This window comes from Telluribacter humicola (genome assembly GCF_017355935.1).
GTDB lineage: Bacteria > Bacteroidota > Bacteroidia > Cytophagales > Spirosomataceae > Telluribacter > Telluribacter humicola.
Genome location: NZ_JAFIQT010000001.1, coordinates 1,401,247 through 1,421,627, shown reverse-complemented (window position 1 = coordinate 1,421,627; position 20,381 = coordinate 1,401,247). Strand labels below are relative to the sequence as shown.

Annotated in this window: 13 protein-coding genes and 2 tRNA genes; 8 read left to right on the top strand and 7 right to left on the bottom strand. The window is 48.1% G+C overall.

Annotated elements, in window-relative coordinates:
• Positions 1–30: 30 nt before the first annotated feature.
• The 3 genes from JUB14_RS06150 to JUB14_RS06140 all read right to left on the bottom strand — a co-directional run bounded on the left by JUB14_RS06150 (position 31) and on the right by JUB14_RS06140 (position 6,436).
• Positions 31–4,002 carry an AAA domain-containing protein gene (locus JUB14_RS06150; protein WP_207504990.1) on the bottom strand — a complete coding sequence of 1,324 codons (3,972 nt, stop codon included), beginning with the start codon at positions 4,000–4,002 and terminating at the stop codon, positions 31–33.
• Positions 4,003–4,004: 2 nt separating this feature from the next.
• On the bottom strand, positions 4,005–5,105 hold the full coding sequence (locus tag JUB14_RS06145) for a TerC family protein (protein ID WP_207504989.1): 1,101 nt from the start codon (positions 5,103–5,105) through the stop codon (positions 4,005–4,007).
• A 206-nt stretch (positions 5,106–5,311) separates the two neighbouring features.
• A complete protein-coding gene (locus JUB14_RS06140; protein ID WP_310586111.1) occupies positions 5,312–6,436 on the bottom strand; it encodes a type III polyketide synthase in 1,125 nt (374 codons plus the stop codon).
• Between the two features lie 143 nt (positions 6,437–6,579).
• Here JUB14_RS06140 and JUB14_RS06135 point away from each other — a divergent pair, with 143 nt between their 5' ends.
• The 4 genes from JUB14_RS06135 to JUB14_RS06120 all read left to right on the top strand — a co-directional run bounded on the left by JUB14_RS06135 (position 6,580) and on the right by JUB14_RS06120 (position 8,594).
• Positions 6,580–7,452, top strand: a complete 873-nt coding sequence (locus JUB14_RS06135; protein WP_207504987.1) for a UbiA family prenyltransferase — start codon at positions 6,580–6,582, stop codon at positions 7,450–7,452.
• A gap of 113 nt (positions 7,453–7,565) precedes the next feature.
• Positions 7,566–7,638: transfer RNA gene (locus JUB14_RS06130), tRNA-Gly, on the top strand.
• Between the two features lie 69 nt (positions 7,639–7,707).
• Positions 7,708–7,793 (top strand) — tRNA-Leu (locus JUB14_RS06125).
• A 492-nt stretch (positions 7,794–8,285) separates the two neighbouring features.
• Positions 8,286–8,594, top strand: a complete 309-nt coding sequence (locus JUB14_RS06120) for a hypothetical protein (RefSeq protein ID WP_207504986.1) — start codon at positions 8,286–8,288, stop codon at positions 8,592–8,594.
• A 98-nt stretch (positions 8,595–8,692) separates the two neighbouring features.
• On the opposite strand, the gene JUB14_RS06115 is transcribed toward JUB14_RS06120, so the two are convergent.
• The 3 genes from JUB14_RS06115 to JUB14_RS06105 all read right to left on the bottom strand — a co-directional run bounded on the left by JUB14_RS06115 (position 8,693) and on the right by JUB14_RS06105 (position 13,118).
• Positions 8,693–9,736: a formylglycine-generating enzyme family protein gene (locus tag JUB14_RS06115; RefSeq protein ID WP_207504985.1), complete on the bottom strand. Its 1,044-nt coding sequence runs from the start codon at positions 9,734–9,736 to the stop codon at positions 8,693–8,695.
• Positions 9,737–10,186: 450 nt separating this feature from the next.
• Positions 10,187–11,701, bottom strand: a complete 1,515-nt coding sequence (locus JUB14_RS06110; RefSeq protein ID WP_207504984.1) for a sulfatase family protein — start codon at positions 11,699–11,701, stop codon at positions 10,187–10,189.
• A gap of 283 nt (positions 11,702–11,984) precedes the next feature.
• Entirely contained in the window at positions 11,985–13,118 is a 1,134-nt protein-coding gene (locus JUB14_RS06105; protein ID WP_207504983.1) for a hypothetical protein, read from the bottom strand.
• A gap of 979 nt (positions 13,119–14,097) precedes the next feature.
• Here JUB14_RS06105 and JUB14_RS06100 point away from each other — a divergent pair.
• Both JUB14_RS06100 and JUB14_RS06095 read left to right on the top strand, forming a co-directional pair.
• Entirely contained in the window at positions 14,098–14,331 is a 234-nt protein-coding gene (locus JUB14_RS06100) for a hypothetical protein (protein WP_207504982.1), read from the top strand.
• A 251-nt stretch (positions 14,332–14,582) separates the two neighbouring features.
• Entirely contained in the window at positions 14,583–17,543 is a 2,961-nt protein-coding gene (locus JUB14_RS06095) for a DEAD/DEAH box helicase (protein WP_207504981.1), read from the top strand.
• Between the two features lie 12 nt (positions 17,544–17,555).
• Here the strand turns inward: JUB14_RS06095 and JUB14_RS06090 are convergent, their stop codons facing one another.
• On the bottom strand, positions 17,556–18,077 hold the full coding sequence (locus tag JUB14_RS06090) for a phosphoribosyltransferase family protein (RefSeq protein WP_207504980.1): 522 nt from the start codon (positions 18,075–18,077) through the stop codon (positions 17,556–17,558).
• A gap of 137 nt (positions 18,078–18,214) precedes the next feature.
• Between JUB14_RS06090 and JUB14_RS06085 the strand changes: the two genes are divergently transcribed.
• Entirely contained in the window at positions 18,215–19,585 is a 1,371-nt protein-coding gene (locus JUB14_RS06085) for an ethanolamine ammonia-lyase subunit EutB (protein ID WP_207504979.1), read from the top strand.
• A gap of 28 nt (positions 19,586–19,613) precedes the next feature.
• Positions 19,614–20,375, top strand: coding sequence for an ethanolamine ammonia-lyase subunit EutC (gene eutC, locus JUB14_RS06080; protein WP_207504978.1), 762 nt, complete (start codon positions 19,614–19,616; stop codon positions 20,373–20,375).
• The last annotated feature ends 6 nt before the right edge of the window (positions 20,376–20,381 follow it).

The following is a 20,381-nucleotide window of genomic DNA, read 5'->3' as shown; positions in this document are numbered from 1 at the left end:
AAGGGCTGTCGCCGCGCGGCGGCAGCCTTTTTATTTTACCTCAACTCCTCTTTCACTTCGCCAGTACTCCCGGCTATATACCCGGCTATAAGGCCAGTTCTTTTGCTGTAGTATCATAGGCAAGTACGCGTGGGGCTCTTTGGACGAAGCGCTCTGGTGGTACAGATCATCATCCGTCAGAATAAGCCCCTGGTAGGTACCTCCTGATCGAATGGTGAGGTCTGCAAAAGGAAGCTCTTTGACCAGCCCCTGCTCCTTATGAGCCAGTTTATCTTTCAGTAGCCAGTCGGTACGGTAGGTCTTCGTTGGAAGTGGCTGCGGACGGTAGTTCCCCTCCGACACATCCAGTGCATACTGAAGATAAGCCTTCAGGAGCTTTGGTCCTTCGTTGGCCGTTTGCTCTACCTGTAGCTGTGATGGCCACAGGCTGGTAACTATGTACACCCGCTCGCGGGCTCGGGTTATTGCCACATTCAGGCGATTTTCGCCTCCCTGCGTATTGAGCGAGCCAAACTGCATCACCAGCCGGCCGCGCATATCGGGAGCGTATCCAACCGAGAAGATGATCACATCCCGCTCATCCCCCTGTACATTCTCAATATTCTTGACAAACAGCTCCGGTAGTGCGACATTCTCCTGCTCTATCAGCTCCTGGATCAGTTGCTGCTGGTGAAAATTGAAAGTAACTACTCCAACGCTTTGCCCGGTAGTACTCAGGTTTTTCAAGAGCTGTACTACCCGGTCCGCTTCGGCTATATTAGTATTCTTTTCCCATACTCCTTCTACCTTCAGGTACTTAATACCCGGCTCCGCATCGTTGACGTGCCGGAAGTCAGGCAATAAGCGTAGTGTATTTTTATAAAAGTGCTGGTTCGAGAAGTCAATCAGGTCCAGCGAGCGGCTCCGGTAGTGGCCAGCCAACTGGTACTTTAACAATGTCTGCGCCGCCAGATCCAGCAGAGAATCCACTTCCAGTGCAACGGGTACATCTTCCTCCTCGGCTCCTTCTTCAAAACGTACCCGGTACAGGTCACTTGGCGGGAGCTGTTTGCTATCACCGGTCACCACGATCTGACGGCCCCGGTAGGCGGCGGGTAATCCATACTCGGCATAACACTGCGAAGCCTCATCAAATATCACCAGATCAAATAAGTCTTTCTGCATCGGAAACATAGCCGACACCGACTCGGGTGAAGCCATCCAGCAAGGTACTAGCCTAAACACCTCCTCGGAATGCTCTTCCAGTAGTTTCCGGATGGGCCATATCTTCCGCTTCTTGGTGACCTGATGGTACAGCTCCCGGTACGTTACCCGATTCCCCAGGCGATTATTCTCTACGTCCTGGTAAGTCTCCTCCCGCAGCTTTATAAGTACTATGTCCCGGCTCAGGCTCTGCTTACTACGGATGCTACCCTGGAGTTGTTCTTCCCACTGCTGCATCCGGAGCGACGATACCGCCCTCAGGTCCGGGAATCGGGTCTCAATATATTCGATCCAGGCCAGGCGCAGGCTATTATCAAACAGAGCCACCACCGCCTCGGGCTGAGTACTGGCTGTTTCCTGGCTTTTCTTAAGCACCTGTGTGGTAACGGCTTGTTCATGAAGAGCCATTTGCTGCCACAGCCGATCCATTTCTACCAGTGAGTCAAAATCTGCCTGTAACTGGTCACGCAGTTGGCTTGCCCACTGCGGTGTTTCTATCAGTCTTTTTATCTGTTCCGGCAGTAGAAATGGGCTCAACGCATGAACTGAACCTTCCCACGCCTCTACCCACTGGATCAACGCATCAATGGCTTCTATAAAGGTACTTCTGGAAGATGCGTTCAATGCCAATGTATGCAGTACCTGACTCCACTGCTTAATGCGGAGCCTGACTACCGCATCTGACGCTTTTTCACTCTTTTGAAAAAATAGCGTATACTGTTCTTCATTAGGGAGCACTCTATCTAAGTAATCTACCTCAAAATGTACCAGTGGATTCTGTAACCACTCTTCCATTTGAAGGCGGTTACGAAGCAGCAGACTCAACCTTTCCAGATCTTCCAGCCGGGTACTTAATCCATTACTGGCGGCTACACGCCGGATTACATCCTTATCACTGCCAAACCACTCCCACCACTGACTGCTGGTCCACGATTGACGAGCCGAAACCGCCTTCATCAATTGCCCTCTGAATGGTGTGAGATCCGTGGCGGGTAAGGTGGCTTCCATCCCCTCCCACCCTTCCAGCGTAGCGACAATCTGCCGGACCAGTGCCAATCGTCTGATGGATTGATCTGTATCCCGGAGGTATCCCTGAAATAGCTTGAATATAGTATCGTCCTGCAGGAGCTCACGAACATCCGACAGACGCTCAAGTACCTCATCCCGATCTTCTATGAACTCAGCGGCGAAAGGAGCACCTGTTACAGCTTCAAACTGCTCCCTTTGGCGCTGCATAAAGAGGGGCCAGTCGTGTAGTAGCTGCTCCATACGACGCAACTCACTTATGCTGTAGTCGGCAAAACTCCTGCGCTGGTACCACCCATGCTCCGGACCTATGCGTTGTGCATAAGCCGCATAAAGCCTGAGCCGACGGCGGAAATCCTCAACACTATCCAGCCGGAACAACCGGTAAAGTTGCTTACCTTCTACATCCGTCAGACTAATGTGGGGAGCAGCCGGATTGCTGGAAAGGTATAGCTCCTTGATGGATACTCCACACTCTAATTCATCGAATAGGGCGCTGCGAAAGCTTTCCAGCTCCTCTACGACCCGATCTATTTGCCGGCTTTCCTGCGTAAACTGCCGCTCTAGTACCACGGCATCCAGGCTATAATTTTGGTTACGATATGCATCTACCTGCTCTATCTGATTAGCCAGCTGACGGTATAGCTCAGGGCGGTCGTTGCGGAAGTCATGGATAAGGGCGGCAAAAGGCGCCAGTCCTACCGATTGCAGGCGCTGGTACACCACGTCCAGAGCGGCCCGCTTCTGACATATCAGCAGTACCCTTTTGCCCTGAGCCGCAAAATCGGCCATCAGGTTACAGATCAGCTGTGACTTACCAGTACCCGGAGGCCCCTGCACCACGACCGATTCTCCTTTTTTGACCGCCCGGATTACCTTCTCCTGCGAAACATCCGTCTGGAAAGGCGTCAGTACCTGCTCTTCGCGCAGGATCGTAGCTGGTGGTTCTTTTTGAATAGATTCATCAGCATAAGGCGAAAGCAGATTAAAACCAGGATCATCCTCCCCTACCTCCAGCAGGACATCATAATCAGGTACCAGGTAAGAGCCAGCCTGCGGAAATATCCCCAGCACCGCCTCCGCGTATAGTTTTAGCTCTCCGGTTTTTTCCAGCGTCTGCAGATCACTGCTCTTCAGTACCTCGAACGGCTGAATCTTATCTTCGAAGAGTTGCTGATTGAAGTTGATACGAAATGGAGTAGTTTTCAGCCACTCGTACAGCTGGGTACGGAACTCCAGCGCATCCGTCGGAAAATCATCAAAGGATTTCTCTACTACTTCATCGGGTATGGTAGTTTCGTTAAAGTAGGCGTAGGCCAGGGCAAAGCTGCGGTTGAGCGTAACTTCGGCATCGTCGCGCCCAAAGAGGCACCACTGCTCTCTGTCCATCCGGAGCGTTACCGGAAAGAAAAGCAGCGGCGCATGTATAACAGAACCATCCGATAGCTTACCCCGGATAAAAGGATAGCCCACGTACAGGTCGCGGGCTCCTCGTTCTTCTTCAATAAATCGTTCTGTTCGGGTTATCTTCCGTAGCTTACGGCTTAGCTCATTCACCCGGTCGTAGCGGGGGTCCTGCACATCGCAAAGTGGGATGCGTGCCTTTCGCTGAATAAGCTGCCGAACCAGCTCAAAGGAGTACTTCCCCAGCAGGAAGTCTCCCTCGTGCAGATCCACAAATTGTTCCCCCGGCAAACGTGTCAACAGCAGTGATTTATTCCTACTACTAAGATTAGTTAATCGCTTGAGGTACGCTTTGAGGATTTTATTCATTTTTATTTTTTAATCTGTTCCTGTGGTTCTTCATTATCATTGATCAGATTGGCTGTTTCCTCATTCTTTTTGGGGAAAACAACTGATGCCAATATACTAACGGCCAGTATACCAAGTATGATGTACAATGAGTAGGCAGTCTTGAAACCAATTCCTTCAAGGTAGTGATGCGCCAGCATTTTTCCACCAATAAACATAAGCAGTACCCCAAGGCCATACTTAAGGAAGCGGAATAAGCCCATGATGTTGCTCAGGAAGAAGAACATGGAACGCAGACCCATAATGGCAAATATATTCGAAAAGAATACCACATAGGGGTCTTTGGTAATAGAGAATATAGCCGGTACCGAATCCACAGCAAATATAAGGTCCGTAAACTCAATGATAAGTACTACCACGAACAGCGGTGTAAAGAGCCACTTATCATTTTTCTTAACGACAAAGTGCTCCCTCACGTAGCGCGGGTACACAGGCAGGTACTTGGATGTAAAACGAACTACCGGATGCTTATTGGGCTCGATCTTTTCATCTTCATTCCCCTGGAAGAATATTTTTGCTCCCTGGTATACCAGGATGATACCAAATATGTAGATAATCCACTCGAAACGCTGAATCAGGGCCGAGCCTACAAATATGAAGATAAAGCGCATGATGATGGCGCCCAGTACTCCCCAAAAAAGTACCTTCTTGAAGTACTTCTCACGTACACCAAAAGAAGCAAAGATCAGGATGATTACAAAGATGTTGTCAATGGAAAGCGCGTACTCAAGCAGATAACCTGTGATAAACTCGAGCGACATATTGCGCCGGTAGATATCAAGACTTTCCTCAAAGTTGCCCGGTATTAGCGTCAGATGCGGAGCATATTGCTCTTTAACCCGTTCCAGATCAGCATAATTTTCAATACCATGAATAAGATCACCATGGGTATTAATAATGACATAAAAACCCAGGGCCAGGGCTATCCAGGCTACGGTCCAGGCAGCTGCTTCACCGAACTTAACCACATGGTCTTTTTTATTAAAAACACCCAGGTCGAGCAGTAGCATAAAGCCGATAACGACTATAAAGCCTACAAAAAAGAGAACTTCGTTAGATAACATTTTTTAAAGTTACGTCGGTCGAAAAAAATTGAAAAGTTGTGTTGTGTTCCCTGCTAAACTTACAGGCAAATACAAAGTTCTTATTTTAGCTCTACCGAAAAAATAAATTTTGATAAGTGGGCTTCTACCTCTTTTTTAGTAGTACTACCTGAGTCTGTGTATGTACATGTAATACAATCCTTTATACTGAAAATTAAAGCCCGCTTTTATACCCCTTTTATCCGGAGTAAAGCTGTTTCGGCGGTTAGTCCCGGACCAAACGCACTCGTAAAAATCCAACGCCCATCAGCTTCCGAGTGGCGCTCCCACAGATTCTTAAGAACAAATAAGACTGTTACCGACGACATGTTGCCGTAGTCACGCAGTACATCGTAGGCAGGTGCATTATCACAGGCACAAATACCAAGTACCTGTTCTATTACTTCCAGAATACGACGTCCTCCCGGATGAATGGCATACAGAGCTACCTCTGAGCGCTGAATACCCTGTGCCGCGATAACTCTGTCCAGTACGCTATGGATACCTTTTTTCAGTACGTCCGGTACCCGCGAGGTAAGTTTCATTTCAAACCCAAAATCACTGATGTGCCAGGCCATATCCTGATTCCCTTCGGGGAGTACTTCACAGGCAAACTGTGCTACTTCAAGAGCTGGGACACCTTCTTCAGGCTCACCCTCCACCAGTATAGCCGCCGAACCATCCGCAAACAGCGCGTTGGCTAACAGATGGTCTTCTTCGTTTTTTTTCTGAAAATGAATGGTACATAACTCTGTACACACCATCAGTACCTTCGCCGCCGGATCGGCTTTGACTATGGCTACGGCGGCCTTCATACCGTTAAATGCTCCGTAGCATCCCATGAAGTTGATGGCCATCCGATGCGTAGAGGTACGCAGACCAAGCCGCTCAATCAGCTCTATGTCAGGCCCGGGAGCATACATACCCGTACAACTTACCGTAATAAGATGCGTAATGGAGGCTATAGGTACTGCTCGCTGAATAAGACAGTCCCGTATGGCTTTCTCGGCCAGGGGAACGGCATGCTCGCGGTACAGATCCATACGCTGGCTTACCGTAGGGAAGGGCTCCAGATCGGGTGTATTAGGGTAAAAAGTAAAATCTCCAACCTCCTTTCCGTAATCCGCCAACACCGAATATCGGTGATGAATACGAGTACTACGATACAAAGCCCGCAGACGGCGCTGCCCCGTAGCGTCGAGGTGTAAGGCATTAGCCATAAACTCAGCAATGCTCATCTGATCAAATCGGTTAGGAGGCGTAGCCGTTCCTATGGAGGTTATATAGGCAAGTTGCTGAGTACTAATGGTCACTTTATATTGATTTTGTTTATAAAATGTTGTAACTTCATAAAAAACACGTGCCACCATAACCTTTGGTGGAAACAGTATGTTTTCAACTGGTTCAGAGTGCTTTTCTGCTTTTCTTAGTCCCACCTTTAAAGAATTGCCCGCCTATGATCCGGAATGTCTTTCTACACCTGCGAATCCCCTTTTCGGTGTTTCTGCTTCCCGTTTTCCTGTTTGCCCTGAGCCAGACTCCCGCTCCCGATCTGCTCATAGCCCTGTGGTCACTCGTGATCATCCACCTGCTCCTGTATCCGGCCAGCAACGCCTACAACAGCTACTACGACAAGGATGAAGGCAGCATAGGCCTGCTGGAGGTCCCTCCTCCCGTCAGTAAGGAGCTGCTTTACACGGCCTGGCTCCTTGATATCATTGCGGTATTTGTTGCCCTGTGGGCTGGACTGGGGCTGCCGTTTGTACTGTATCTGATTATTTATGGTTCTATCTCCAAAGCGTACAGTTATCCGGCCATACGCCTGAAGAAGTACCCCCTGCTGAGTTGGCTCATCGTTGGTTTGTTTCAGGGGGCATTTACGTACCTGGCTACGGTGCAGGTCTTGGGCAGGCTGCCGGTAGCGGAGCTTATGCAGGCTAAGTACCTGATTCCTGCTCTCATCTGTACCTCTAATCTGTGGGCGGTATATCCCCTTACGCAGGTGTACCAGCACGAGGAAGATGCCCGCCGCGGCGATCTTACCTTCAGTCGTCTGGTAGGCATCAGGGGTACCTTTCTCAACGCAGCGTTTTTTTTCCTTCTATCCTTTGTAGGTTTCCTGTTTTACTTCCCCACGTACGGCTCCGCCGATAGTCTGATTGTACTTGTACTGTGCATGGGGCCGGTTTTGGCCTACTTTGGATACTGGTGGAGGGCTGTCCTGAAGAACCAGGAAGAGGCAAATTTCAGACATACCATGCGTATGAATCTGTTCGCGGGCATAGGCCTGAATATTTTTTTCGGAGCGCTCTGCCTGTATCATTTCTGATTTACAGCCTGTTAATTTTTTAAACTAAATTTTAAGAAAAAATTTTGCAGACAACACTTGCGTAGAATAGATAGAGCCCATACCTTTGCATCACAATAAAGGAACAAGGTCACGCAGAAGTAGCTCAGCTGGTAGAGCGCAACCTTGCCAAGGTTGAGGTCGCGAGTTCGAACCTCGTCTTCTGCTCAGAAAAGGCAAGCACCGGAAACGGTGCTTTTCTTTTAAGATAGCATCGGACTTTTGTCCGTTTGTGAGGCCGGGGTGGTGGAATTGGTAGACACGCAGGACTTAAAATCCTGTGAGCCGAAACGCTCGTACGGGTTCGACCCCCGTCCCCGGTACAGTAAAGACTCCTATATAGCACGCATGGCTATATAGGAGTCTTTTTGTTTTTTCGCCTCCTCTAACTAAGATTCCCAATAGACTCCTTTGTCTCCCTATTCTTTAATTAGCCCACGAAGTACCTGCCTTTCCAGAGTCAAACTATAATGAGCTTACTGTAAGTCCATGTAGGATTTTGCTGGATTTTACCCTGCCTACAAAATGGTGGAGCTTGAACATAGCAAGAAAGTTAATCCTTTCGGGATACCATTCTGATGTTCCCGTACGATAAAATTTCCAGGATTTAGATAGACAATACGTCGAATACGGCACCTAATTTGCAATACATACACCTAGTTAAATGCATTGTTTCAATTTCACCTCTATCTAACTGTATGCGAATTGTTAAAACTGTACTTTTCCTTTTTTTCGTTGCGTCTGCACTCCCTTCATTTTCTCAGGCTGTCGCCAACGCAGATAGTACAAGTGCCGCCCCGGTAATTACTAAAAGTATGTATGTAGCAGGTCAGCGAGATGCAGAAATGCACTACAAAAAGTACAAAGGAGCGGGTACTGGTACATTAATAGCCAGCTTGTTTTCTCCTTTGGTTGGTCTTATACCAGCCATTGCCTGTTCGTCTACTACTCCCAAAGAAGTTAACTTGGGAGCTCCTAAACCGGAATTACTGGCTCAGGAAGAGTACTACCTTGGCTACACCCAAAAGGCGAAAAAGATAAAATCTCGCAAATCGTGGACTAACTGGGCCGTTGGTTTTGGTGCTAACCTGGTATTTATACTAGCCGTTACCTCAGGCAAGTAATTCTTTTGCTCTAAGTAGATATACCCCTAACTAAAAGAAGCTCGAGATAAGTATCCCGAGCTTCTTTTAGTTAGGTTCTAAGCCTGTACATACTTAACCTATTCTCCCTTGTCCCTGACACACCGAAAGCCCAGGTTGTTGCTACCGCTGGTTACTTCACCTTTGCCCCGGCTCCCGGCTTTATAGCGGATGCAGTACTCATCGCTGCACAGGAATGATCCTCCCCGCTGCACGTACTTAACTGCCCCCGGCTCATCAGGATCATAGCTATCAGTAGGTCCGGTAGGATTCTTTTTAGCGGAGTTCATGTAGTAATCGGGACGATACAGATCGCTGCACCACTCCCATACGTTACCATCCATATCATAGAGGCCGTAGGTATTGGGAGGAAAAGTCTTTACCGGAGCTATGCCCGCAAATCCATCTTCGGCCGTGTTTTTATCAGGAAAGCTGCCCTGGTAGATGTTGGCTACCCATTGCCCCTTAGGCTTCAGCTCTTCTCCCCAGTAGTACGTCTGGTTGCCATTACCACTCCGGGCGGCGTACTCCCATTCAGCTTCGGTAGGCAGACGCTTTCCGGCCCACTCCGCATAGGCAGCGGCATCCTCATGACTTACGTGTACGACGGGTAGGTTCTCTTTACCTTGGATACTACTCTGCGGCCCGTCGGGATGACGCCAGTTAGCACCCGGTACGTAGGTCCACCACTGAAGCGGATTAGCCAGATTGACTTTCTGAGCCGTAGGCGTAAATACCGCCGAACCAGGTACCAGTTTGTCAGTCGGTACTCCCGGAAAATCCGCGGGATTGAGAGGACGTTCGGCTACCGTCTTATACCCCGTCGCTTCCACAAATCGGGCAAACTCAGCATTGGTTACCTCATGGGCATCCATCCAAAAACCATCCACTTCAATTGAGTGTACGGGCCGGGAATCAGTAAACTCATCACTACCCATCATATAGCTACCACCACCAATCCATACCATATCCGTGGTATCACCCTTTACCGCCCTTACCAGACTTTGGCCCGTTTCACCAGCCGACTCCTGAGTTGCTTTTTCAGTAGTACAGCCTATGCCCGTACTGATTAGTAGCAGCAGGAGGAGAGAGTTTGAGGATTTGAAAAAAGGAGCAATGAACATATCAAGAATAAATTATTGATTCAGAGGGATTAAAAGCTTGTTTAATGACAAAGCAATAATGAAATAAATTCCTACTTATTGCCTTTCTCAAAACTTACTTTGCTATTACTTATGGGTATGGTATCAGCAATAGTGCAGTGCCACTACGTCATTTACTATCTTTTGAATGAATATGTAAAATATACAGTGACTCCAGTAGCTACAATATTAAGAATTTTATCTATCATTGTGTTTTAATAACGCATTGAGTAACCGGTTTTGGCTTGAAGAGCAAATCAAGCAATTAATACTAAGAGCTATTTGAAGCTAAGCGGTAGCAGGCAGACAGCTACTAGAACTGAAATTTTTCTGATGGAATAAACATATAAAAGGAGAGCAGGCTTCCTGCTCTCCTTTTTTGTATCCTTTACTCTTTACTACTACTTTAAATTTTATTGTCATAAACGCATGCTATCGAACCGACTGCTCCGGTAGCTCTGATTTAATCCCTTCATCCAACGGCATCCTGTCCGGATTCGCACCCGTCTTATTGAGCTGTCGGGCTAGTTCTGCTTTTAGTTCTTTGAGCTTGACGGCGTACTTCGGATCGTTGATCAGGTTATGGTCTTCACCCGGATCAACCGCAATGTGGTACAGCTCCGACATGTGCTGGTCGGGGCGGCTGTCGCCGGTTGGGTAATGAATGTACTTCCACTTATCAGTACGGAGACCGCGTACGTTGGGGGTATAGGGAAACTGCTTCTCATAGTTATACTCGTAGAACCAGGCCTTGCGCCACCCCTTGTCATCGCCCTGTACCAGACGCTTAAAGCTTTGCCCATGAATATCCTTCAGGGCAGGTGCTCCGCACAGGTCCAGTATGGTAGGAGCGATATCCAGCGTAAGTACCTGCTTATCTACCACCACCGGCTTAGTAACCGGAGTCAGTCCCGGATACCGAACGACCAGCGGAATGTGGATACTGGGATCGTGCATGGTGCGCTTGTCCACCATACCGTGCTCCCCATTGAGCAGACCGTTATCCGATGTAAATACAAAGATGGTATTGTCCAACTCGCCCATCTCCTGCAGGGTACGGTAGATTTCCCCTACACTATCATCCACCGACAGTATAGTACCCCAATAGGCATGTATCATATTCTCAAAATCCTTTACAGCCACGGGGGATGAGTCGGGAAACTTCTTCCGCCAGTCGAAGAGCGGACCGTATATACCATGCCAGGTATTCAACCGCTGCTGAATCCACTTCGGCTTATCCTGCAGTTCAAAGGCGCTCTGAGGATAGGGAATATGTACTGCGTCAAAAGCATTCGCATATTTAGGTTCAGGAATATAGAAACTATGCGGCGCCTTGTGGCCCAGTATCAGCATGAAAGGCTTCGAGCGTTGCTTAGACAGCCAACTATTGGCCATCTGGGTAACTACATTGGTATAGTATCCCTTGATCTCTTTACTCCCCTGCCCATTGATATTAAACTCGGTATCCCAGTACTTCCCCTGGCCTTTATGGGTGACAAAGTAGTCGAAGCCGGGACGCGGATTATCATTCTCCTCCCCCATGTGCCACTTACCTATATAGGCAGTTTCGTAGCCCACCTTCTGCAATACCGCCGGAAAGCTGGGCAGGTTGGTAGGGTACTCTGTGAAGTTGTTAACCACCCCGTGGGCATGAGCGTACTTGCCACTTAGGATAGAGGCGCGGCTGGGGGAGCAAAGCGAGGTAGTACAAAAGTAGTTTTTGAAGAAAGTACCTTCTGCGGCCAGCCTGTCAATGTTAGGTGTTTTGAGGTAAGGGTTGCCTGCCACACTAAGCGCGTCCCAGCGCTGGTCATCCGTCAGAATCACCACCACATTAGGCTGTTTCGGCGCCTGCTTGGTACCGTTCTCTCTGGTCCAGCTAATCAGGCAGATAAGCACCGCCAGGCATATACTCAACTTAATTATTACGCTTACAAATACTTGCATAAAGCTTTTTTGAAACTAGAAAGTATCCACCATTACCTTCAAGCTGTGAGGGTGTTAGAGTAGCTGCTATTCATGTAATGAATACAAAATACAATAATAAAGTACTTTGGGTACTTTGTCTACTCCCGCCAAACTAGCAAAGGCCTTCCATCCGATATGCTTAATTCTTTGAAACTTACTATTCACTTATTTCAAAAGAAAGGTCTCCGGTAGAGACCTTTCTTTTGAATGAAAAGCTATAACATACCATTGATGTACTCTATTACTCTATACCAGTAGCTATTCAAAGCGTATATTTAGTTGAAATAAGTATACTTTGTGGGCGGTTATTATCTATCCAGCATAGGCTTACTTTGTATGAATCTCTGGGAATTTTTAATGGGAGGTAACCTGAAAAGGTACGCGTAGAGTCGTTAAAAATGTCCTTTAACCAGCTATCTTTATCATGCAGGCCAACTAAGTAACACTTTGATGTATCCTGATGGCTTTGAAATAATAAGAATGCTTCGTCAGGTGGTATAGTATTAGGTGCATTGTGAATTTCCAGATCTAAAATGGGATGTACATAGTCACCGTACAGCTTATTCTCTGATACTTCTTTCGCAGTAATTTTGATGGCAGAAGAATGTGTCAAACCACTTTTCCAGGCATGGATAACTCCCTGGTGGAAATAGTCAGGAAAGTCATAATTTTTAAAGAAAGTTTTGGGCGGATCAGGTAAGTTCTGGTGTAACAAAGTCTGGTTGTACTTGTAGTTGTAAGCATCAGCTTTCAATTCCTGTTTCCAGATAACTATTGCTTTTTTGTACTTTAAGTAAGAGTAAATATTTATAAAGATACTACCCACAACAAAGAACACAGCCAAAGTACCATTGACCCGAACTGTACGAATCAGCAGCAGGTAAAACAGGATCAGGATACTGATCGAAAAGATTTGGAACCGAACCGCCATCATCTCTTCCACCCCGTTGTAGGACCTTCCAATAGCAACCATGGCACTAGTCGCGAGTAACCTCAGAAAGCAGATGTCAATAAATTCAATACGAAGAGGCAGCCAGGAAGTTACGTGTAGTTTGAAGCCATCGTCAATGGTCCGGTATAAAAGCAAAATTGCGTAGCCAACCAGGATAAATCCTCCCAGAATAATAGATAAAGTTACCGCATTGGTATCGGATAGTACCTTGGCAGAAGATCCAACAAAAGCTACAAAGCTACTAAGTATGGTAGATATGGAGGCTACGGAAAAACTTTTTGCAGAGGCCCCGGAGAACTGAAAACTTATAAAATAGATACCCAGCCATACTATAGAAAAGATCGCAAAAAGTAGCACTTCCCGGTAGCGACGCTGAACAAACAGCCATAACAGACCTACCGGTAGTATACTTAACCCATCCAGTATGGTCAGGGTAGAGGCCATTGCAAAAGGCAAAGACCAGTACCAGTGAGCCTTTTTCTCTTCGCGAAGAAAGTATAAACTAATTATAGAAAAAGCGACTGATAGGGTATGTTGGTAAGAAGAAATACTACAAATATGATTGGCATATACATTAGGAGAAAAGAGTAGAATAACTACCGGTATAAAAAGACCAATACCCTTTCGGAAGGACGTATATACCAGATAGAACGCATAAGCTAACAAAACAAGATTAAAGAATCCTAAGAGAATGGTGTACCTAAAATTAATTTGATCAGTAAAAAAGTAAACAGCCAGTACACCTAAACGAGGGAACAGTATCCGGTGATCATTCTGCTGGCGAACCAGTATTCCAAAAAGATCGTAAGGGCTGGCCTGTATTTGATTTATGGTAGATACCAGATCCAAATCATCAATGTATGGTACGTTGACTGCATTGCAATACAGGTATATAAAAAATAAAAAGATAGGAATCAGAGCCAAGGCTCCTTTAGTTGCGGTTGCCTTCATTGATAGTGTGGAGTTAAATTGAGAACGTGGGTTTACTACTTTCAAAGAGTAAGGTATTCTATAGTTTAACAACTGTGGCTATCTGCTATTATCTAATGGTAAAAGTATTTATCGTACGGTATCCCAGCCGGACACCTAGCTCCTTTACTGTGCTAAAGACATTATTTTCTATTAGAATAATGATGGTATAGTTGTCTCCTAAACCATAGATATTCAAGCGCTATGTTACTGGTAGACAACTTGTAACCGTTCGATAAATATTGCTAGTTTTCGCTCATAGAAAGTTGTATACTTGTGTAAGTATATACCACACCAACCTTATTGAATTATGCTGCTACTCTCTTTCATATGGATAGCTCTATCTGCATTAGTGGGCACCCTTGGAGATGACAGAACCTGCGGGTTTAGTACTGCCTTTATAGTATCCCTCCTTTTTTCGCCTTTGATAGGGTTAGCAGTTGTCTTTGCTTCTATGAGAAAAGACGTATTGGAGTTTCAAAAGCAAATGCTGGAATGGAACCGGGAGCATACGTCGAAGCAGCCTACTGAAGGGCCAAGGGAGGAAGAGTTCTACAAGGAAATGGGGAAACTTGAAATGCTGATGGAGCTGAAGAAGGTTAGCCCTGACTACTACCAAGAGCGCAAGCAGGGGTTGAAGAGAGCACTTCTTTATGGTGAAGCGAAGCCCACTTATGTGTCCCTGTAGGAACTTTGAATCGGCCGGGCAATTCGAAAGCCTTCTCCCACTTTTTATGAAATAGCCACTCACTAAAAGGCCTTCTTCCGGAAGGTCTTTTTATTTGTTTTTGAATGGCATCCTCGTATATTTGATTCCGCTTTTTGTAAAATCAAAGCAAAACCCTCAGGAACAGCTCTTTCGGCTACGTTATCCAATTTGTTTTTAACTCAGTAGCAACGTCTTGAAAAGCGGCTGCTTCCTAATATCTTGTTTCCTGTATGAAGGTTTCCACCGCCGCCCCCTTTCGTATCATTTATTCGCTCCTGGAGCATGAGTTTCTGGGTTACCTCTTCGAGTCTTTTGTTGTCCAGCTCGATGCGCGGGGAGATCTGACCCTGCAAATCCAGAATATATCTTCTAAAAACGTCAATGAATTTGCTTCGGGCCTTGATAAGAAGGATTTTGAACTCGTACGACTAATTGATGATATTCAGCAGGATGTCATTCTGAAGAAGTTCAATAGCCGCAAGTTATCACCCGTTGATTTCTTTCTGAAAGTATATGATGCTCAGAAAGGGGATAAACTGATACAGGAGACTATTGCTGGCTACCTGGAGACCATGAAAGCCCAAATTCTTTCCAAACTGGCCGGTAAGGAGATATTCATCATGGGTAGTGACGGGAACCCCACCTGGAAACGGATTGAATGGATGCCCAGAGAAGCCAGTGTACGTTTCCATTTTGAACGGACCGAATTTAATACTCTATACTACCCCACTATTAAGTACGATGGAAAAAGGATAGAGTTTCAGAACAAGGGTGGAATGATCATCTGCGACGAGCCGGCCTGGCTGGTAGTGGATGAGGGGTTGTATCATTTTGCCGAGAATGTTGATGGCAAAAAGCTGAAGCCGTTCATGACCAAGAAGTCCATATTTGTGCCCCGCAAAGTGGAAGATCAGTACTTCCGCAAATTTGTGACGGCGCTCATTGCCTCATACGACGTAGTAGCCGAGGGAGAACATAAATTTGAAATCAGGAACGAAACCCTGTCCCCCCTACCCCTGCTTACCCTGTCAGAAATGTACTCCAGCAAAGCGAGTACCCCCGTACCGGCTCTTTTTGGGAACGATGACTCCGGCCCGGATGAAAGTACCGACGAAGAGGGAGAGGTAGTTTTTGATCTTTCTTTTCAGTACGGCTCGTTTTCCTTCCGGTTTGACAGCTTTGCCAATGCCTCCAACGTAGAGCTTGAAAAGAAAGGCGAAGACTACATATTTCATAAAGTACGTCGCGATCTGATCACGGAGCGGCAGCGCATTAACCAACTGAAAGAGCTGGGACTGGACCTGCGCAATGGCCGGCACGTCATGCCTAAGTCCCAGGCGTTTGGCTGGCTGCAAAGCCATGCTATCATGCTGGCCGAGCAGGGCATTACCATCCGGCAGAGTACTACCGACACCAAGCGCTATTTCCTGGGCTACTCTTCACTGGATGTTTCCATTACCGAGGGGCGCGACTGGTTTGATATCTATGCCCGCGTGCGCTTTGGTGATTTTGAGATTCCGTTTATCAAACTCCGTCAGTACATCCTGAACCGGAAGCGGGAGTTTGCACTGCCCAATGGGGAAATAGCCGTTATACCGGAGTGGTGGTTTACCAAGTACTCCGAGTTATTTTCGTTTGTAGAGAACAACACCGAGTCAGAGGGACTGATGCTGCGCAAGCACCACCTGATGCTGGTGCAGGAGCTACAGAAAGAGAGCCTGGCCGCTACTATTATCAGCCGCCGTCTCGAAAGTCTGCGCAACTTTGAAGAGATAGAGCAGTACGAGCAACCTACCGAATTTAAGGGTACGCTACGCCCCTACCAGAAAGCAGGGTACGACTGGCTCCGTTTCCTCAACCAGTACCGCTTTGGGGGCTGCCTGGCCGATGACATGGGTCTGGGTAAGACCGTTCAGACGCTGGCGCTATTACAATCGCAGAAGGAAGCTGGTATACAGGAGCCTACCCTGCTGGTGATGCCTACTTCACTGCTCTACAACTGGGCCTTGGAAGCGCAGCGCTTTACACCTGACCTCCGGATATTTATGTACACAGGTACCTACCGGGATAAAAATACCGAGCAGTTCAAGGATTACGACTTGATCCTGACTTCGTACGGGATTGTACGGCTGGACGTGGATCTGCTGAAACAATTCCGGTTTAACTACGTGATCCTCGACGAATCGCAGGCGATCAAGAATCCTTCGTCACACATTACCAAGGCGGTCATGCAGCTCAACTCGGCCTACCGTCTCATCCTGACGGGTACTCCGCTCGAGAACAGTACCATGGACCTGTGGTCGCAAATGACCTTTGCCAATCCCGGCCTGCTGGGCAGTCAGACCTTCTTCCGGAATGAATACCAGGTACCTATCGAAAAGCGGAACGATGAAGAGAAGACCCAGCGGCTCTATAACCTGATCAAGCCATTTATCCTGCGCCGGCACAAATCACAGGTAGCTACGGACCTACCCGAAAAGGTGGAAAGTACGCACTACTGTGAGATGACTGAGGAACAGGAGAAAAAGTACGAAGAAGCTAAGTCGTATTACCGTAACCTCATCCTGCAAAGTATTGATAAGGACGGTATGGCCCGCTCTCAGATGATGGTACTGCAGGGCCTGACCAAGCTACGCCAGTTGGCTAACCACCCACAAATGGTGGACGAGACGTACGAAAGCAATTCGGGCAAGTTTGAGGATGTACTACATAAGCTGGAAACAGCCATCGGAGAAAATCACAAGATCCTGGTATTCAGCCAGTTTGTTAAGCACCTGGATCTGTTCAGGAAGTACCTCGACCGCAAGCATATATCATACGCCTACCTAGATGGGTCTACCAAAGACAGACAGACGCAGGTGGAGGAATTCCAGAACGATGAGTCTATCAAGGTATTCCTGATATCACTTAAAGCCGGTGGTCTTGGTCTTAACCTCACCGCCGCCGACTACGTTTTCATTCTGGATCCGTGGTGGAATCCGGCCATTGAGGCACAGGCTGTTGACCGTGCCCACCGCATCGGGCAGGACCGTACGGTATTTACCTATAAGTTTATTACCAAGAATTCGGTAGAAGAAAAAATACTGGCGCTGCAAAGATCCAAGCGCCAGCTGGCGGATGAATTAATCTCTAATGAGGATGGATTTATCAAATCCCTCACCCGTGAAGATGTAATGGCTCTGCTGGATTAAAGGAGCAGTAACTTATTTCAGATAAACACCTTCATTATCTGTATCGCTCAGTATGACTTCAACGTGTTCGTTGATGGTAGTACTGAGCGAGTACCCCACGTAGTCCGCCGAAACAGGAAAACGGTGGTGGCTACGGTCTATGATAACAGCCACCTGTAGCTTCTTGATGCGTACCTTCAGAAAAGGCTGCAACGCAAAAGCCAGTGTACGACCGGTATTAAGTACATCGTCGGCTACAATAATGACCTGATTTTCCAGTGTAATGGCATCGCCATTAAACTCCACCGAACTCTGATGCGGTACCTCTTTATCAAAGTTTAGCCCTACCAACTGTACATTTAGGGGAGAAATAGCCTGTAATTCCTCCACCAGCCGCCGGGCAAATTGGTAGCCTTCGCCCGTCACTCCTGCTACAATGATACCCTGCTCTTCGAAGTTCTGTTCGTACACTTCGTAGGCAATACGACGGATTTTCTGCCGGGTCTGTTCGGAGGTAAGAATCTGATGACGGGAGGTAGGGGTTGATACAGGCATAGGTCTAAACTTTCATTTGCAATCTACTGCGACTTTTGGACAAATTTATAGCTTTTATAACGATTCATTGGCTATTTTAGCAAAGAGCCTTTATTAAATATACATACCGGCTCCCAAACATCCTAGCTGATCTACCCATGGCTTACCGGCATACCGTTCGCGGATTTACGTATGACTTCAAAGATCTAAAGTCGGTGATGGCCAAGGCCACGCCCCTACGATCGGGTGACCAGTTGGCCGGCGTAGCCGCCCAAAGCTACCAGGAACGGGTAGCGGCCCAGATGGTACTGGCCGACCTGCCCCTCCAGACCTTCCTGACCGAGCACCTCATTCCTTACGAACAGGACGAGGTGACCCGACTAATTGTCGACTCCCACGATCAGGCCGCTTTTGAGCCCATACGCCACCTAACCGTGGGAGAACTACGGGAATTCCTGCTTTCGGAACATACTACTACCTCCACCCTGCAGCACCTGGCGGCGGGCCTAACTCCTGAGATGGTAGCCGCCGTCAGCAAAATCATGCGTGTACAGGACCTCATCACGGTAGCGGCCAAGTGTGAGGTAGTGACCCGGTTTCGGAATACTATCGGCCTGAAAGGCCGCCTATCTACCCGCCTCCAACCCAACCACCCCTCTGACCACTATAAGGGTATAGCGGCTACGGTCATTGATGGACTATTCTATGGAAATGGAGATGCGGTGATAGGTATCAATCCTGCGACGGACAATGTCGCGACTGTCGCCCGCCTGCTCGACATGCTGGACACCATCCGGCAACGCTTTGACATACCTACCCAGAGTTGTGTCCTCTGCCACGTCACTACTGCTCTGCAGGTAATCCGACAGGGAGCGCCGGTAGATCTGGTTTTCCAGTCGATTGGGGGTACCGAGGCGGTCAACACTTCTTTTGGGGTAAATCTGGCTCTGCTCCGGGAGGCGCAGGAAGCGGCTCTTTTGCTCAACAGAGGTACCGTAGGTACCAATGTCATGTACTTCGAGACTGGACAAGGATCAGCCCTGTCGGCCAACGCGCACCACGGACTGGATCAGCAAACCTGCGAGGCCCGGGCCTATGCCGTAGCACGTGCTTACGCTCCTCTACTGGTTAATACGGTAGTAGGCTTTATAGGTCCAGAGTACCTTTACGACGGCAAACAAATCATCCGGGCGGGACTGGAAGACCATTTCTGCGGTAAGCTGCTAGGGCTGCCCATGGGGATTGATATCTGCTATACCAATCACGCCGAAGCTGATCAGGATGATATGGATATCCTACTGACCTTGATGGGAGCCGCGGGAACTAACTATATCATGGGCGTGCCGGGAGCCGACGATGTGATGCTGCACTACCAGAGTACCTCCTTCCACGATGCGCTGTACCTCCGGGACCTGCTGGGCCTGCGGCCCGCACCGGAGTTTGAGGCCTGGCTGCTGAAGATGGGCTTATTTGACGAAGGATTGAAACCCATACCCTCAGCGAACCGACGACTGCTGGAGCTTTTGTAGATGTTGTAATTTCTTACCCTGACTATCCATGAATGACCTGATCCATCCCGACGACTGGCAGTTTCTGCGACAGTATACACCCGCCCGGCTGGCGCTGGGCCGCTCCGGCCATAGCCTACCCACCCGTGCTTTACTGGAGTTTAACCTCGACCATGCCCGGGCCCGTGACGCCATTTATGCTCATTTCAATAAGGAAGGGTTGGCTCAGCAACTAGAAGACTTGAACCTGCCGACACTCCTCCTAACCAGCCGGGTAACAGACCGACACGAGTACCTGCTTCGCCCCGATCTGGGACGGCAACTGAGTGAAGAGTCGAAGAAGGTACTTGAGGATTATCAGGCTTCGCCCTGTACACTGGCCATTGTAATAGCGGATGGCTTATCGGCCACGGCTGTTAATACACATGCGGTGGAAGTAGTGAAGCAACTGGTAGCTGTTACAAAAGAAGAAAATTGGACACTGGCGCCGGTGTGCTTAGTGGAGCAGGGGCGCGTGGCCATTGCCGATGAGATAGGGTACTTGCTACAAGCGGAGATGGTACTTATGTTGATTGGTGAGCGACCCGGCCTCTCCTCTCCCGATAGCCTGGGAGCTTACCTGACCTACGCCCCCCGCCCCGGCCTGACCGATGAAAGCCGGAACTGCGTGTCCAATATTCGACCGGAAGGCTTGAACTACAAGGCTGCCGCCCAGAAACTGTACTACCTGCTAACAGAGATGAAACAGCACCGGCTCAGTGGCGTGGGTCTGAAAGATGAAATGAACGATGATCCGCTCCTGACAGAGTAGCAAGGG

Excerpts from the sequence above, each read along its gene's own strand:
- JUB14_RS06150 (WP_207504990.1), bottom strand. The coding sequence starts at position 4,002 with ATGAATAAAATCCTCAAAGCGTACCTCAAGCGATTAACTAATCTTAGT.
- JUB14_RS06145 (WP_207504989.1), bottom strand. The coding sequence starts at position 5,105 with ATGTTATCTAACGAAGTTCTCTTTTTTGTAGGCTTTATAGTCGTTATC.
- JUB14_RS06135 (WP_207504987.1), top strand. The coding sequence starts at position 6,580 with ATGATCCGGAATGTCTTTCTACACCTGCGAATCCCCTTTTCGGTGTTT.
- JUB14_RS06120 (WP_207504986.1), top strand. The coding sequence starts at position 8,286 with ATGTATGTAGCAGGTCAGCGAGATGCAGAAATGCACTACAAAAAGTAC.
- JUB14_RS06115 (WP_207504985.1), bottom strand. The coding sequence starts at position 9,736 with ATGTTCATTGCTCCTTTTTTCAAATCCTCAAACTCTCTCCTCCTGCTG.
- JUB14_RS06110 (WP_207504984.1), bottom strand. The coding sequence starts at position 11,701 with ATGCAAGTATTTGTAAGCGTAATAATTAAGTTGAGTATATGCCTGGCG.
- JUB14_RS06105 (WP_207504983.1), bottom strand. The coding sequence starts at position 13,118 with ATGGCCTCTACCCTGACCATACTGGATGGGTTAAGTATACTACCGGTA.
- JUB14_RS06100 (WP_207504982.1), top strand. The coding sequence starts at position 14,098 with ATGAGAAAAGACGTATTGGAGTTTCAAAAGCAAATGCTGGAATGGAAC.
- JUB14_RS06095 (WP_207504981.1), top strand. The coding sequence starts at position 14,583 with ATGAAGGTTTCCACCGCCGCCCCCTTTCGTATCATTTATTCGCTCCTG.
- JUB14_RS06090 (WP_207504980.1), bottom strand. The coding sequence starts at position 18,077 with ATGCCTGTATCAACCCCTACCTCCCGTCATCAGATTCTTACCTCCGAA.
- JUB14_RS06085 (WP_207504979.1), top strand. The coding sequence starts at position 18,215 with ATGGCTTACCGGCATACCGTTCGCGGATTTACGTATGACTTCAAAGAT.
- eutC (WP_207504978.1), top strand. The coding sequence starts at position 19,614 with ATGAATGACCTGATCCATCCCGACGACTGGCAGTTTCTGCGACAGTAT.